Source organism: Geodermatophilus arenarius (assembly GCF_042654585.1).
GTDB classification, from domain to species: Bacteria; Actinomycetota; Actinomycetes; order Mycobacteriales; family Geodermatophilaceae; genus Geodermatophilus; species Geodermatophilus arenarius.
On the sequence record NZ_JBHSGR010000034.1, the window covers coordinates 21,717 to 36,203 of the forward strand.

13 protein-coding genes and 1 pseudogene are annotated in these 14,487 nt (G+C 79.4%); 10 read left to right on the plus strand and 4 right to left on the minus strand.

The window, feature by feature from the left end; genetic code table 11:
- Positions 1 to 100: 100 nt before the first annotated feature.
- From ACFO3M_RS21740 to ACFO3M_RS21750, 3 genes are read left to right on the plus strand one after another with little or no spacing between them, the layout of a single operon-like run.
- A complete protein-coding gene (locus tag ACFO3M_RS21740; RefSeq protein ID WP_387993990.1) occupies positions 101 to 943 on the plus strand; it encodes a hypothetical protein in 843 nt (280 codons plus the stop codon).
- Entirely contained in the window at positions 940 to 1,803 is an 864-nt protein-coding gene (locus tag ACFO3M_RS21745; protein ID WP_387993992.1) for a universal stress protein, read from the plus strand. The genes ACFO3M_RS21740 and ACFO3M_RS21745 overlap by 4 nt, the downstream gene beginning before the upstream one ends.
- 3 nt (positions 1,804 to 1,806) lie before the next feature.
- Positions 1,807 to 2,409: an Rv1733c family protein gene (locus ACFO3M_RS21750; protein WP_387993995.1), complete on the plus strand. Its 603-nt coding sequence runs from the start codon at positions 1,807 to 1,809 to the stop codon at positions 2,407 to 2,409.
- 19 nt (positions 2,410 to 2,428) lie between these two features.
- Here the strand turns inward: ACFO3M_RS21750 and ACFO3M_RS21755 are convergent, their stop codons facing one another.
- A complete protein-coding gene (locus ACFO3M_RS21755; RefSeq protein WP_387993998.1) occupies positions 2,429 to 3,427 on the minus strand; it encodes a zinc-dependent alcohol dehydrogenase family protein in 999 nt (332 codons plus the stop codon).
- Positions 3,428 to 3,552: 125 nt separating this feature from the next.
- Positions 3,553 to 3,912, minus strand: a complete 360-nt coding sequence (locus ACFO3M_RS21760) for a transcriptional regulator (protein WP_387994001.1) — start codon at positions 3,910 to 3,912, stop codon at positions 3,553 to 3,555.
- A 180-nt stretch (positions 3,913 to 4,092) separates the two neighbouring features.
- On the opposite strand from ACFO3M_RS21760, the gene ACFO3M_RS21765 reads away from it, so the two are divergent.
- Complete coding sequence (locus ACFO3M_RS21765; RefSeq protein WP_387994003.1) at positions 4,093 to 5,154, plus strand: TerC family protein; 1,062 nt, start codon at positions 4,093 to 4,095, stop codon at positions 5,152 to 5,154.
- 23 nt (positions 5,155 to 5,177) lie between these two features.
- Here ACFO3M_RS21765 and ACFO3M_RS21770 read toward each other — a convergent pair whose 3' ends face one another.
- Positions 5,178 to 6,155, minus strand: coding sequence for a universal stress protein (locus tag ACFO3M_RS21770; RefSeq protein ID WP_387994006.1), 978 nt, complete (start codon positions 6,153 to 6,155; stop codon positions 5,178 to 5,180).
- Positions 6,156 to 6,423: 268 nt separating this feature from the next.
- Here ACFO3M_RS21770 and ACFO3M_RS21775 point away from each other — a divergent pair, with 268 nt between their 5' ends.
- From ACFO3M_RS21775 to ACFO3M_RS21785, 3 genes are all read left to right on the plus strand, one after another.
- The gene (locus ACFO3M_RS21775) at positions 6,424 to 6,978 is read left to right on the plus strand and encodes a flavodoxin domain-containing protein (RefSeq protein WP_387994009.1); all 555 of its coding nucleotides are present in this window, start codon (positions 6,424 to 6,426) and stop codon (positions 6,976 to 6,978) included.
- Between the two features lie 192 nt (positions 6,979 to 7,170).
- Complete coding sequence (locus tag ACFO3M_RS21780) at positions 7,171 to 7,605, plus strand: pyridoxamine 5'-phosphate oxidase family protein (RefSeq protein ID WP_387994012.1); 435 nt, start codon at positions 7,171 to 7,173, stop codon at positions 7,603 to 7,605.
- Positions 7,606 to 7,748: 143 nt separating this feature from the next.
- On the plus strand, positions 7,749 to 9,458 hold the full coding sequence (locus ACFO3M_RS21785; protein WP_387994015.1) for a GAF domain-containing sensor histidine kinase: 1,710 nt from the start codon (positions 7,749 to 7,751) through the stop codon (positions 9,456 to 9,458).
- Positions 9,459 to 9,509: 51 nt separating this feature from the next.
- On the opposite strand, the gene ACFO3M_RS21790 is transcribed toward ACFO3M_RS21785, so the two are convergent.
- The gene (locus ACFO3M_RS21790; protein ID WP_387994017.1) at positions 9,510 to 10,181 is read right to left on the minus strand and encodes a response regulator; all 672 of its coding nucleotides are present in this window, start codon (positions 10,179 to 10,181) and stop codon (positions 9,510 to 9,512) included.
- Between the two features lie 224 nt (positions 10,182 to 10,405).
- Here ACFO3M_RS21790 and ACFO3M_RS21795 point away from each other — a divergent pair, with 224 nt between their 5' ends.
- The 3 genes and pseudogenes from ACFO3M_RS21795 to ACFO3M_RS21805 all read left to right on the plus strand — a co-directional run.
- Positions 10,406 to 11,320 carry a nitroreductase family protein gene (locus tag ACFO3M_RS21795; RefSeq protein WP_387994019.1) on the plus strand — a complete coding sequence of 305 codons (915 nt, stop codon included), beginning with the start codon at positions 10,406 to 10,408 and terminating at the stop codon, positions 11,318 to 11,320.
- A gap of 123 nt (positions 11,321 to 11,443) precedes the next feature.
- Positions 11,444 to 13,846, plus strand: coding sequence for a phosphatase PAP2 family protein (locus ACFO3M_RS21800; protein WP_387994022.1), 2,403 nt, complete (start codon positions 11,444 to 11,446; stop codon positions 13,844 to 13,846).
- Positions 13,847 to 14,042: 196 nt separating this feature from the next.
- Positions 14,043 to 14,487: pseudogene (locus ACFO3M_RS21805) on the plus strand (HNH endonuclease); the annotation flags it as partial.

Consider the following 14,487-nt stretch of genomic DNA (forward strand, 5'->3'; position numbering starts at 1 on the left):
CGCGGGGACGTTGGTCGGTGGTCCCGGGGACCGCGGGCCCCGGACGGCGGCGCCCGCACGGGCCAGGCTCGGGGGGACGACCGTCCCGAGGAGCCGCACCATGGCCCGCCGCGCCGCCCTCCCGGACCTGCCGCCTCCCCGGGTCCCGCGCCCTCCGCTGGAGGCGGCCGCGGACGCCGCCGGGCGGGCCCCCGCCGTGCACGGCGCCCAGCCCTGGCGCGCCGTGCTGCACCCCGGCCGGCTGGAGCTGGTCGCCGACCTCCCCCGGCAGCTCGCGGTCCCGGACCCCGTCGGCCGGGCCCGGGCGCGGAGCGTGGGCGCGGCCCTGTTCGACGCCCGGGTCGCGCTGGCCGCGGCCGGGTCCGCCGTCCGCGTCGACCGGCTGCCCGACCCCACCGACCCGGGGGTGGTGGCCGTCCTCCGCCCGGTCGACGGGCCGCCGGACCCGGTGCTGGCCGCCCTCTCCCCCGCCGTGCGCCGGGGCCACGCCGACCCCCGGCGGCTCGAGGCCGACCGCGTCCCCGAGGACGTGCTCCGGCTCCTGGTCGCCGCGGCCGCCGCGGAGGAGACGGTGCTCGTCCCGGTCACCCGCGAGGAGCACCTGCGCCTGGTCGCCCGGCTCGCGCAGCAGGCCGGCCGCGGCCCCGCCCCGGACACCGACCGGACCCTCGTGGTGCTCGCGACGCACCGCGACGACCTGCGCGCGTGGCTGCGCTGCGGCGAGGCCCTGGAGCGGGTGCTGCTGGAGCTCACCGCCCGCGGCTGGGGAGGCGAGCCGCTCCCCCGGCTCGTCGAGGTCCCGGTGACCCGCACCCAGCTGCGCTCGGCGCTCAGCTGGGACGCGCACCCCCAGGTGGTGCTGCGCACCGGCCGGGCCCCGGTCCCGGCGCCGACGCCCCGCCGCCCGGTCCCCGACGGCCACGGGGGGACGACGTGGGTGTGACCTCCCGGCTGGCCCCGGTCGTGGCCGCGGTCGGTCCCGACCGCTCCGCGCCGGCGGTGGCGGCGGCCGCCGCCGACCGGGCGCACCGCGAGCTGCGCCCTCTGCTGCTGGTGGCCGCGGTGGAGGGCGCGCACGACCCCGGCCGCGCCCACGACGGTCCGTGGCACCGCGCGCTCGCGCGGCTGGACGTGCTGCGCCGCGACCTCACCGCCCGCGCCCCCGCCACCCCGGTGCGGACCGTCGTGCGCACCGGTCCCGCGTCCGGGGTGCTGCGCGAGGAGTCCGCCGGGGCGGCGGTGCTGGTCCTCGGCACGGGTCCCGCGGCCGGTGGGCTGGGCCCCGTCGCCCGGGACCTGCTCGCGTCCGCGGCCTGCCCCGTGCTCGCCGTGCCCCCGGGCGCCACCGGGGGCAGCGAGGTCGTGGCCGGCGTGGAGGGCACGGCCGGGACGACGGCGGTGCTCGCCGCGGCGGCCCTCGAGGCCGGCACGCGGGGCTGCCCGCTGCGCGTGGTGCACGCGTGGCCCGGCGGGGGCGCCCTCGGCGGGGCGGCGGTCCCGGCGGCCGTCGCCGAGGCCGAGCGCCGGCTCGTCGAGACGCACGCCGCCCGGCTGCACGAGGGCTGGCCGGCGGTGCCGGTGACCGTCGACGTCCGCGAGGGGGACCCCGCCCCGGCGCTGGTGCGCCTGTCCCGGGACGCCGGGCTGCTGGTCCTCGGGCGGCCGCGCACCCCGGCCGGCCCGGCCCTCGTCGAGGCGGTCGCGGGGCACGCGCGCTGCCCCGTGCTCGTCGTGCCGGCCCCTCCCCCGCCGCGACCCGACGACGCCCGCCGGCGCCGGGCCGCCGTCGCGCCGGCGAGGTGACCCGTGCCCCCCGACGCCGCCCCGCCGCCGGGGTACCTGCGCGCGCTGGTGCGGCGCGGCCTCGCCCCGCGCGCCCGCACGGCCGACCGGGTGGAGCTGGTCTCCTGCCTCGCGAGCGTCCTGCTGGCCGTCGCGGTGGTGCCGGTGGCGCTGGCGGTGGGCAGCGTGGTGGCGTCGGACACCGGCGCGCTGGCCGATCGCCAGGCCGCGCAGCGGCAGCAGGTGCCCGCGGTGGTCCTCGAGGACGCGGAGGTGCTGCCCGGCTCCCCGACGTCGCTGCGGGCGACCGCGCCGGCGCGGTGGGAGGCCCCGGACGGCGGCACCCGCGAGGACACGGTGCCGGTCGCGCCGGGGACCCCGGCCGGGGCCACGGTGCCGGTGTGGACCGGTCCGGGCGGCGGGCGCGCCGGCCCGCCGATCGAGGCCACCGACGTCGCCGTGGTCAGCGTGACCAGCGGCGTGCTGACCCTGCTGCTCGGGCTGGCCACGGCGGCGGTCGCGCACGCCTCGGTCTGCGCCTGGACCGGCCGGGCGCGCGACCGGGCCTGGGAGCGCGAGTGGGCCGAGGTCGGGCCCCTGTGGGCCGACCGCTTCCGGCTGCCCTGACCCCCGGGGCCGCGGCGCGTCAGACGTGCAGCACCGCGGCCCCGGCGAAGCGGCCGTGCGCGAGGTCGGCCAGCGCGCGCGGGGCGTCGTCGAGGGCGTAGGCGGTCGTGGTCGCGCGCACCCCCAGCCGGGCGGCGAGGACGAGGAACTCCTCGGCGTCGCGGCGGGTGTTGGCGGTGACGCTGCGCAGCCGGCGCTCCTGGAACAGCTCGCCGGCGTAGGACAGCGGCGGCACGTCGGACAGCCAGATGCCGGCGACGGCGAGCGTGCCGCCGCGGTCCAGGGCGCGCAGCGCGACCGGCACCAGCTCCCCGGCCGGCGCGAACAGCACCGCGCCGTCCAGCGGCTCCGGCGGCGGGTCGGCCGGGCCGCCGACGGAGTCCACCCCGAGCTCCCGCGCCAGCGCCCGGTTGGCGGCGCCGCGGGTCAGCACGTGCACCCGCATCCCCTGCGCCAGCGCGACCTGCGCCGTCAGGTGGGCGCTGCCGCCGAAGCCGTAGACCCCCAGCCGGCCGCCGGGCGGGACCGCGGCGCAGCGCAGCGCCCGCCAGCCGATGATCCCGGCGCACAGCAGCGGCGCGGCCGCCTCGTCGTCGAGGCCCTCGGGCAGCCGGTGGGCGAAGCGCTCGTCGACCAGGCAGGCCTCGGCGTAGCCGCCGTCGAGGTCCCAGCCGGTGAACCGCGGGTCGGTGCACAGGTTCTCGTCGCCGCGGCGGCAGAACCGGCAGCTGCCGTCGGTGCGGCCGAGCCACGGGACGCCGACCCGGTCGCCGGGTGCGAAGCGGGCCGTCCCGGGCCCGAGCGCGTCGACGCGGCCGACGACCTCGTGCCCGGGGACGACGCCCGGCCGCCGCGGCGGCAGGTCGCCCTCGGCCAGGTGCAGGTCGGTGCGGCACACGCCGCAGCAGCGGACGGCGACCCGGACCTGCCCCGGGCCGGGGACGGGCGGCTCGCGCTCCACCCGGCGCAGCGGTCCCGCGTCCACCGGCGCCGGCGTCCCGACCACCCAGGCCCGCACCCGCGCCTCCTCAGACCGTCGTCCCGGCCGGCACCTGCCGCGGGTGCGCCACGACGACGGGGCACCGGGCCCGGGGCACGCAGCCGAGGACGACCGGCGACCCGTCGAGGCCGGCGACCACCCCGTCACCCTCCGCCGGAGCCCGGGGGCGGGTCCGCCGCCGGACGTCCCCCCGGCGGTGGACCTTGGTCCCGGGCGAAGACGGCGAGCAGCGCGTCCACCTCGTACGCGGCCGTGGCGGGGTGCCGGAAGTGCTGGTGCGGCCGGATCTCGTAGCGGGTGCGCCGGCCGTGCCGGTGGCGCGTCAGGTACCCGCCCTCCTCGAGGTCGCGGAGGATCCCCAGGGCTGCCCGGGGGGTGACACCCACCCGGGCCGCCACGTCGACGACCCGCGCGTCGGGGTCGGCGGCCACGGCGAGGAGCACGTGGCCGTGGTTGGTGAGGAAGGTCCAGGACGGGCGCGCCGCCCGGGCGTCCGCGGTCACGGGCTGCTCCTCGGTCCGGTGGCGGGGACAGGTGAACCCTGCTTCACTGGTTCTCGCGGAGGGGAGTATCCCCGTGGCGCTGCCGCCGTCAGGACGGCCCCGGAGGAGGGGTCCGGCGGAGCGGGCCCGAGACGGGCCGGGAGAGACCTCCGGTTGGTGCTCACCGACTGGAGGCTGTCCGTGGACGTCCCCTTCTGGCTCTGGCCGGCCGTGCTCGGCCTCATCGTCGGCATGCTCGCCGTCGACCTGTTCGCCCACCGCCGGGCGCACGTCATCGGCGTCCGCGAGGCCGCGCTGTGGTCGGCGGCCTGGGTGGCGGTCGGCGTCGCCTTCGGCGCCTGGGTCTGGTGGGCGCACGGCGCCGAGCCCGGCCAGCAGTACTTCGCCGGCTACCTGATCGAGAAGTCGCTGGCGGTGGACAACGTCTTCGTCTGGGCGGTCCTGTTCACGTACTTCGCGGTGCCGCGGGAGTACCAGCACCGCGTGCTGTTCCTCGGCGTCCTCGGCGCCCTCGTCCTGCGCGGGCTGTTCATCGCCGGCGGCTCGGTGCTGGTCGAGCGCTTCGACTGGGTGCTGTACCTGTTCGCCGGGTTCCTGCTCTGGACCGGCTGGCGGATGGCCCGGCAGCGCGACGAGCACCTGGACCCGGAGCGGTCCCGGGCGCTGCGGTGGTTCCGCCGGTACGTGCCGATGACCGACGCCTACCACGGGCAGCGGTTCCTCGTCCGCCGCGACGGCGTCCTGCTGGCCACGCCGCTGCTGGCGGTGCTCGTGCTCGTCGAGGTGACCGACGTCGTCTTCGCCGTCGACTCGATCCCGGCCATCTTCGCCGTCACCGACGAGCCGTTCCTCGTCTTCACGGCCAACGCCTTCGCGCTGCTGGGGCTGCGCGCGATGTACTTCCTGCTCGCCGACCTGGTCCACCGGTTCGTGTACCTCAAGACCGGGCTGGCCCTGGTCCTCGTGTGGGTCGGCGTCAAGATGCTGCTCAAGGTGGACCTGTTCCACGTGCCGACCGCGGTCAGCCTCGCGGTCATCACCACGATCATCGGCGTCTCGGTCGCCGCGAGCCTGCGGGCCACCCGGGGTCAGGGCCGGCGTCCGGTCGCCGCTCCGCCGGCGCCGCCGTTCCGGACCGCCACCGCCGAGGAGGTCGCGGCTCTCGAGCCGCTGTGGCGCCGCCGCCGCGCGGACGCGCCGGCCGCGGCGGGGTCCGGCCCCTCCCCCGGGGAGCGGCGGTGAGTCCCGCCCCCCGGGGCGCCCGGTCACGCCCGCGCCGGCTCGCCCGCGTCGACGGTGACCCCGGTGCGCCGGCCGGCGGGGTGGACGACCAGGACCGGGCAGGCGGCGTGCACCGCGCAGTGCAGCGCCACCGACCCGACCAGCAGCCCGCGCACCGCCCCGCGCCCGCGGCCGCCCACCACCAGCAGCGCGGCGTCGCGCGCCCGGTCGACCAGCACGTCGGAGGCGGCGCCCTCGACCACGTCCACGTCGACCCGCGGCACCGGCGCGTCCGCGGGCCGGCCGCCGAGCACGCCGTCGACGGCCTCGTCCACCCGCCGGCGCAGGTCGCCGCGGACCTCGTCCCGCGAGGGCACGACGACCGAGGACAGGTCCACCCAGTAGTCGGTGAGGACGTAGGTGGCCAGCACGTGGAGCTCCGCACCCGTCCGCGCGGCCTCCTCGACCGCCGCGGCGAGGGCCGCGTGCGCCGTGGCGGAGCCGTCGAAGCCGGCGACCACCCGCGGCGGGGCGGCCGGCTCGTCGGTCCGCGGGTGCACCACCAGCACCGGGCAGCGGGCGTGGGTGACCGTGTGCAGGGCGACCGAGCCGAGCAGGGCGCTGCGCACCGCTCCCCGCCCGCGGTTGCCGACGACGACGAGCTGCGCGTCGGCCGACCGGCTCACCAGGGCGGCCGCGGGTGACTCGGGTGTGACGTCGACGTCGACGGGGACGCCGTCCGCCTCCGGGACCTCCTCGCGGACCGACGCCACCAGCTCCTCGGTCAGCCGCCGGGTGGCGCCGCGGACGTCGTCGACCAGCGGCACCACGACGCCCGCGCCGCCGAGCCAGTACAGGTCGGACGCGAAGCTGCTGACCACCAGGAGTCCGGCGGCGCGCTCCGCGGCGGCACGGAGGGCCGCGTGCAGGGCGGCGCGGGCCGGGACCGAGCCGTCCACCCCGACGACGACGGGGCCGACGGCGGGCGCGCCGGCGCCGGGCTGCTGGGGGGTCGCGTCCATCGGCGGTCCTCACGTCGGGCCCGGGGACGCCCCGGGCGGGCGCCCCGACGATGCGCCGCGCGGCCGCCGCCCGGCCCGGGGCGAGGGACCCGGGGTCCCGGGACCTCCGTCCCTCCGCACGGCGGCCGCCGACCCTGGGGCCGGGTGCGCGGACTCCCTAGCGTCCGGCACACCGACCGCGAGGAGGAGCCGTGCAGACCAGGGACGTCATGACGCGCGACGTGCCCGCGGTGGTCCCCGCCGCCGGCGGCCGGCGGGGAGGACCACGGTGAGCCGGCCCCGGGTCCTGGTCGCCCACGCCAGCCGGCACGGGTCGACCCGGGAGATCGCCGAGGCCCTGGCCCGCGACGTGGGCGGGTCCCCGGCCGGGCGCTCGGTGGGCCTCTCCGCGGCGGCGCTGCCGGCCGGGTCGCGGCCCGACCCCGCCGCCTGGGACGCGGTCGTGCCGGGCAGCGCCGTCCACGCCGGCCGATGGCTCCCCCCGGTCCAGGGCCTGGCCGTGCGGTGCGCGGGAGTGCTCCGCCGGCGGCCGGTGTGGCTGTTCTCCAGCGGGCCGATCGGCGATCCGCCGTACCCGCCGGAGGACCCGCAGGACGCCGCCGCGCCGGCCGCGCTGCTCGCCCCGCGAGGCCACCGGGTCCTGCCCGGCCGGCTCGACCGGGCCCTGCTCGGCTCCGGCGGGCGTGCGGTGGTCACCGCGATGCGTGCCCCGGTCGGCGACTTCCGGGACCGGGACGCCGTCCGGTCGTGGGCCGGTGAGATCGCCGGCGCGGTCGCCGCGGGCCGTCCGGCCGTGGCGTCGCAGCGGCTGTCCGGTGCCTGACCCGCCGCGGCCGCCGCACCGGGCCGGCGGGAGGGCCGTCCGGGCCGCCGACCCGGGCCTCCCGGCCCCTCCGTCCGGGACCGTCGCCCCGGTGCGGTCCCGCCTCCGGCAGGGCAACCTGGGGAGTCGGCGCCCGCAGGGGCGCACGTGGGGGCCGCGCCACCCCCGCGGCACGCCGAACGGGGAACGCACGTGACCGGTACGGGGACCATCCGCACCTCCCTCGACGACGGGGAGTGCCGCTCCCTGCTGGGCAGGGGCACCCACGGGCACCTCGCCTTCACCCGGGACGCCCTGCCGGCGATCGCACCGGTCCGCTACGCGCTCGACGGGGACCGCGTGGTCATCCCCGCGGCCCCGGACAGCGACCACCTGCCGCCGGCGGGGGGCGCCGTCGTCGTGCTCGGCGTGGACGGCTGCGACGGCGACACCGAGTGGTCGGTGACCGTCGTGGGCCCGGCGCGGACCGTCACCGACGCCGCCACCGCGGCCGCCCTCCGCGCCCGGGACTGGCCCCGGCCGCTGCTGGTCGGGGACGGCCACCGGTTCGTGCTCCTGACCATCGGGGTGCTGCGCGGCTGGCGGACCACGCCCCCGGTGGCCCCGGTCCCGGGGAGGGCGGGGTGACCCCGGACAGCACCGTGTGACCCCGGACGACGCCGTGTGACCCCGCCGGGGCGGGACGGGCGGGACCGCCGGGTGCCTACCACCGGCCGGGGTCCCGTGCCAGTCTGGGCCGGCGAGGTCAGGCCTCGGTGAGGGGTGCCGACATGACCGGTCCGGTGTCAGCGCGCGGGCCCGGGCCCGCGGGCGGGTCGGCCCTGGCCGGGATGCGGCTCACCGAGCTGGTCGACGAGGTGCAGGACCGGCTGACCGCGGTCGCCCGCAGCCAGGAACGCATCCAGAACCTGCTCGACGCGTTCCTGTCGGTCTCCTCCGGCCTGGACCTGGAGACCACCCTGCGGCGCATCGTGGAGAGCGCCTGCGACCTGGTCGACGCCCGGTACGGAGCGCTGGGCGTGCTGGCTCCGGAGGGCGGGCTGGCGGCGTTCATCCACGTCGGCGTCGACGAGGCGACCGCCGCCGCGCTGGGCTCGCTGCCCGAGGGCAAGGGCGTGCTCGGGCAGCTGATCACCGAGCCGTACCCGCTGCGGATCGCCGACCTGAGCAAGCACCCGGCCTCGGTCGGCTTCCCCCCGGGCCACCCGGAGATGCACAGCTTCCTCGGGGTGCCCGTGCTCGTGCGCGGCACGGTGTTCGGCAACCTCTACATGACCGAGAAGCGGCAGGGGGAGTTCACCCCCGAGGACGAGGCGGTGCTCACCGCTCTCGCCGGCGCGGCGGGCGTCGCCGTCGACAACGCCCGGCTCTACGAGGAGGCCGAGGAGCGCCGCCGGTGGGCGACCGCGCTCTCCGACGTCCGGGCCAGCCTGCTCGACACCGGCTCCGGCGAGCGGGCGCTCGCCCTCGTCGCCGAGCGGGTCCGCGAGCTGACCGGCGCCGCGGCGGCATGGATCATGGCCGGCCCCGACGCCGCGGGCCGCTACGAGGTCCGGGTCCAGGTCGGCGACGGGCTGCGGGACATCACCGGGACCTGGGTGGACGTGGCCGACAGCCCGGTGCTGCAGGCCATGGGCGACGGCGCCGGCGAGGTCGTCACCCTCGACATGACCGGGCTGGCCTACGACGGGCCCAACGCGCACGTGGAGTGGGGTCCCTGCCTGGGCGTCCCGCTGCGCGGCACGGAGGCGGAGTCCGCGGTCGTGATCGCGGCCCGCCGCGCGGGGGCGCCGGCGTTCGACGGCGCGCTGCCGGCGCTGGTCGGCTCGTTCGCCGACCAGGCCGCGGTCGCCCTCGACCTCGCCGCCCGGCAGCGCCTCGCCCGCCAGCTCGACGTCTACGAGGACCGCGACCGCATCGCCCGCGACCTGCACGACCACGTCATCCAGCGGGTGTTCGCCGCCGGGCTGAGCCTGCAGTCGGTCCTCCCGCGGGTCGCCGACCCGCAGGTGCAGGGCCGGATCCGCGACGTCGTCCGCCAGCTCGACGACACCGTCCGCGACATCCGCACGAGCATCTTCGACCTGCACACCGTCGACCAGCCCGACGGCGGGGTGCGCCGGCAGGTGCTGGACACGGTGGCCGGCACCGCCGGCGACCTGGAGTCCACCGTGCGCACCTCCGGCGCGGTCGACACGCTCGTCACCGGCGGGCTGGCCACCGACGTGGTGGCCGTCGTCCGGGAGGCGGTGAGCAACGCGGCCCGCCACTCCGGCGCCCGGCACGTGACCGTCACCCTCGACGTCGGCGACGAGCTGGTGCTCGAGGTGGTCGACGACGGCCGGGGCATCGACGCGCGGGCCGCGCGCAGCGGGCTGCGCAACCTGGAGCAGCGGGCGACCGGCCGCGGCGGCGGCCTCGAGGTCGCGGCGGTCCCGGACGGCGGGACCCGGCTGCGGTGGTGGGCACCGCTGTCCTGACCGGCCGCGGTGGCGGGCGCCGCCGTCCCGACCGGCCGCCGGCCCGGCCGGTCAGCCCTGGCGGGGCGTCCCGCCGCGCAGCTGGGTCGCCAGGACCGCGGCCTGGGTGCGCCGCTCCAGGCCCAGCTTGGCCAGCAGGTGGGACACGTAGTTCTTCACCGTCTTCTCGGCGAGGAACATCCGCTCGCCGATCTGCCGGTTGGTGAGCCCCTCGCCGATGAGCTCGAGCACCGTGCGCTCCTGCTCGCTGAGCCGGGCCAGCGGCCCGGCCGGCTCCGCGGCGCGCCGCATCCGCTCGAGCACCGCGGTGGTGGCCGCGGGGTCCAGCAGCGAGCCGCCGGCGGCCACCGTGCGCACCGCGCTGACCAGGTCGGCGCCGAGGATCTGCTTGAGCAGGTAGCCCGAGGCGCCGGCCATGATCGCCTCGAACAGGGCCTCGTCGTCGCTGTAGCTGGTCAGCATGATCACCCGCAGCTCCGGCATCCGGCTGCGGAGCTCGCGGCAGACCGAGACGCCGTCGCCGTCGGGCAGCCGGACGTCCAGCACCGCGACGTCGGGCCGGAGCGCGGGCACGCGGGCCAGGGCCTCGGAGGCGTTCTTCGCCTCCCCCACAACCCGGATGCCGGGGTCGCTCTCCAGGACGTCGGCGACGCCGCGGCGCACCACCTCGTGGTCGTCGAGGAGGAAGACCCCGATCGGCGCCTGCTGCGTGTCCGTGTCCACCGGAGCCCTCCCGTCCCGCGGTCGCCGTCCGAGGTTAGGGCCTGCCGGCCACCCGGGGCGCGGGGTCGGAGGTCCCGTCCCGCCGGCCCTCCGGCCGCCGGCGACCGCCGGCCCGCCGACCGGGGACGTCCGGCCCTCACCGCCGTCCGGCCGGGGCGCGAGCGTCGGGCCGTGGACGACGCCTCCCTCCGGGTCCGGGCCGGCCGCGCCACCCCGGAGGAGCCGTGACGTCGTCCCTGCTCGACCGCGCCACCGCCCGCGCGGCCGTCGCGCTGGCCGACCGCGCGCCGTCGCCGCACGACACCCGGCCCTGGCGCTGGCGGATCGGGCGCACGTCGGTCCACCTGTCCGCCGACCCGTCCCGGCGGCTGCCGGCGACCGACCCCGGGAGCCGGGACCTGCTGATCGGCTGCGGTGCCGCGCTCCACCACCTCCGGGTGGCCCTGCGTGCCGCCGGCCTGGCCCCGTGCGTCCACCGGCTGCCCGACCCCGCGCACCCCGCACACCTCGCCGCCGTCGACGTGTCCCCCGCCGAGCCGGCCCCGGACGACCTCGCCCTGGCGCAGGCCGTCGAGCACCGCCGCAGCGACCCGCGCGTCTACTCCCCCTGGCCCGTCCCGGCGGAGCTGCTCGCCGACCTGGTGCGCGCCGCGGCCGGGGAGACGGCGCGGCTCACCGTCCTCGCCGCCCGCGCCCGGCGGGAGGTCGTGCGCCTGGTCGAGGAGGCCGCCTGGAGCGGGCGGTCCCGCGGCTCGGTGGACGGCGTCCCGGTGCGGGACCTCGCCGGCGGCGCGCTCCGGCTCGCCGGTGACGGGTCCGGAGGGAGCGTCCTCGCCGTCCTCACCACCGCCGGCGACGGGCCCGCCGACCGGCTGCGGGCGGGCGAGGCGCTCAGCGCGGTGCTCCTGACCGCGACCGCCGTCGGCCTGGCCACCGACCCGGTCGGCCGGCCGCTCGAGGTCCCGCACGTCCGGGCCCGGCTGGCCGCGCTGTGCGCCGGCGTCTCCCCCGACGCGCCGGGGACGCCCCAGGCTCTCGTGCGGCTGGGCTGGGCGCCGGTCAGCGCCGACCCGGTCCCGGCGACCCGGCGCCGCCCGGTCGACGAGGCCGTCGACCCGCTCGACGCCCCCTGGTCCTGACCGCACCGGCAGTGCCGGCCGGGGCGTGTCCGCCTGCCGGTGGGCAGCGCCCCGCAGGTGGCGCCCACGGGCAGGGCCGGAGGACCCTGCCCGTGGGCGGGGGCGGGGCGCTGGACTGTGGCCGTGACCACCCGGACCGTCCCCGCGGGGCAGCTGGGCCGCGGGGCCGGTCCCTCCGGCTGGGGACGGGGACGTCCGCAGCGCCTGACGACCGACCTGGTGCGCGTGGCCCTGGGGCTCGTCGTCCTGGGCACGGGGGTGCTGATCGCCCGGCGGGGGCAGCTGTCCGCCCTCGAGCGGGACCTGTTCCGGCTGTTCAACGACCTGCCGGCCGGCATCATGCCGGCGGTCTGGGTGGTCATGCAGCTGGGCAACGTGCTCGCCGTCCCGGCGCTCGCGCTGGTCGCCGTCCTGTGCCGCCGCCTCCGCGCGGCGCGGGACCTCCTCCTCTCCGGGTTCGCGGCCTACCTGGCCGCCGACCTGGTGAAGTCGCTGGTCGGCCGGGAACGGCCCGCGGGCCTACCGGTCGGCGCGGTCCTGCACGAGGGCACCGTGGGCGGGGCCGGCTTCGTCTCCGGCCACTCGGCGGTCGCCGCCGCCCTCGCCGCCGCCGCCGCCCCGTACCTGACCCGGCGGGGACGCCGGGTGGCGTGGGCGCTGGCGTGGTCGGTCGCGCTCGCCCGCGTGTACGTGGGCGCCCACCTGCCCCTCGACGTCGTCGGGGGCGTGGCGCTGGGCTGGGCGATCGGCTCGCTGGTGCACTGGGTGTTCGGGGTGCCGTCGCGGGAGGTCCCGCCCGGCCGGGTCGAGGCCGTGCTGCGGCGCTTCGGACTGCCGGTCACCGGGGTGGCGCCGGCCGCGGTGCGGGCACGCAGCTCCCAGCCGTTCACGGCGGTCGACGACCGCGGCCGGCGGCTGTACGTGAAGTACCTGGAGCCCGACCGGCACGAGCGCGACCGGCTGCACCGGATGTGGCGGGTGTTCGCCGTCGGGGACGTGAAGGACGCCGACGCGCTGGCCCCGCTGGGGCACCAGGCCGAGCACGAGGCGGTGGCCGCCCTGACCGTCGAGCGGCGCGGGGTGCGGGTGCCGTCGGTGCTGCTGGCCCGCGGCGGGTCCGGGGACGCCGTCGTCGTGCAGGAGTACGTCGAGGGCCGACCGCTCGACGAGCTGGACCCGGCGGAGCGGACCCCCGGGCTGCTGCACCAGGTGTGGAGCGAGGTCGCCCGGATGCACGCCGCGAACGTGGCGCACCGGGACCTCGTGGCCGCCAGCGTGCTGGTCGACCCGGCGGGCCGGCCGTGGCTGGTCGACTTCGGCAACGCCCGGACCGGCGCCACCGACGACGAGGAGGCCGTCGACGTCGCCGAGCTGCTGGCCTCGCTGGCCGCCGCACCCGGGGCCCCGTGCGACCCGGTCGCGCTGGTGGCCGCGGCGGTCGACGTCCTCGGGGAGCCGGCCGTCGCGGCGGCGCTGCCGTCGCTGACGCCGCTGGCGCTGTCGTCCGAGACCCGGGAGCGGCTGCGCGCTGAGCCGTCCCGCCTGGCCGCGCTGCGGGCCGCCCTGCACGCCCGGCTGGACCTGCCCGACCCCGACCGCCCGGTGTTCCCGCCCGCCGGGCCCGTGGCGCGGGTGCTCGTGACCCTCGGCTGCGCGGTCGCCTTCGCCGGACCCGTGGTGGTCGCGGGGGTCGGCGCCGCCGTCGACAGCGTCGGGACGCAGGGGTGGCGGTGGCTGGGCGGAGCCGGGCTGCTGGCCGCCGCCGCGGCCCTGGCCCGCGCGGCCGCCGTCGCCCGGGCCGCCGACCGGCGGGTGTCGGTGGGCCGGGCGCTCGTCGTCACGCTGGTCGCCCGGAACGTGGGCCTGGTGCACGGCCGCGACGGCGAGCGCCTGGCGCGCGCCCGGCTGCTGGAGCTGGCCGCGGCGCTGCCGGCGACCGCGCACGCGGCGACGGTGCGGACCGCGGTCGCGGGCCTGGCCGCGGCGGCGGTGGCGGCGGGGGCGGTCGTCGCGCTCGCCGCCGTCGACGGCTCGATCCCGGACTGGCGGTCCCCGACCGCGGTCCTCCCTGCGGCCGCCGCCGGCCTGGCCGCCTGGGTGCTGGCGGGCGCGGGACAGCTGACGGCCCGCCGCGGCAACGCCGAGCCGCTCCCGTCGACCGCCGTGCGCCGCCTGGTCCCGCGGCGGCAGCAGGCGGCCCTCCTCGGCTGGGTCGCCCTCGCCGTCTCGCTCGAGGCCGCGGTCCTCTCGGCCGCAGTGCAGGCGGCCGGCGGCGGGGTCCCCGTGCTCGCCGTCGCCGGCTGCTACGCCGTCCTCCGCCTGGTCTGGATCGCGCTGCCCGCCTCCGCCCTGCCCGGCGCCCCCGAGGCGGTGCTGCTCCTGCTGCTCGGCACCATCGGGACGTCCCCGGCCGCCGCCTGCGTCGCCGTCCTCGTCACCCGGTCGCTGACCGTCTGGATCCCCGCCGCCGTCGGCGTCGCGGTGGACCGGCGGTCCCACCCGGCCACCGTCCCCGCGTCCGTCTGACCGGCCGGGCCGGCTGCCCAGCACGTCCGACGGGACGTCCGGTCCTGGTTCCCGGTGGGCCGATGGGCGGTCGAGAGGCCATCCGTCGCGGACCGGGGTGCGTCGGTCGCACCCGACTCGGCCGTCCGCGGACATGGGCGCAGGACTCGCCTCTGGCCTGCGGGAACTGTCGTACCCCGGCCGTAGCGTGCGGGGTGTGGAGGAGGTCGCCCAGTACGTCTCGCCCGTCGAGCGGGCGCTCGTCGGCGTGCTCCTCGAGCAGCCGGTGTCCATCCCCCGGCTGCCGGTGGCGCTGCTGTCGCGGGAGCAGAAGGCCGCCGAGCTGCAGCGGGTGGCCGCGCTCAAGGCGATGACCGCCGCCTACGAGGCGGAGCTGGTCCTGGGCCTGGCCGACGACTCCCCCGATGACGACGACCCGGCACTCGGCACCCCGGGCACCCGCTCCCGGTCGTGGAAGCCGGATGCCGAGCTGCCCGGGGTGTCGGAGTTCTTCCCCGCCGAGCTCGCGATGGTCCTCAACTGCGGGCGGCTGGCCGCCGCGCAGCTGGCGCACCGAGCGTGGACCTACCGGGAGAAACTGCCCGGGACCTGGGCGGCGCTGGCCGCCGGCGCGCTGGACGAGGCCCGCGCCAAGGCGCTGG

Bases quoted from the DNA above. Each gene is read 5' to 3' on its own strand.
- ACFO3M_RS21740 (WP_387993990.1), top strand. From the start codon at position 101: ATGGCCCGCCGCGCCGCCCTCCCGGACCTGCCGCCTCCCCGGGTCCCG.
- ACFO3M_RS21770 (WP_387994006.1), bottom strand. From the start codon at position 6,155: ATGGACGCGACCCCCCAGCAGCCCGGCGCCGGCGCGCCCGCCGTCGGC.
- ACFO3M_RS21785 (WP_387994015.1), top strand. From the start codon at position 7,749: ATGACCGGTCCGGTGTCAGCGCGCGGGCCCGGGCCCGCGGGCGGGTCG.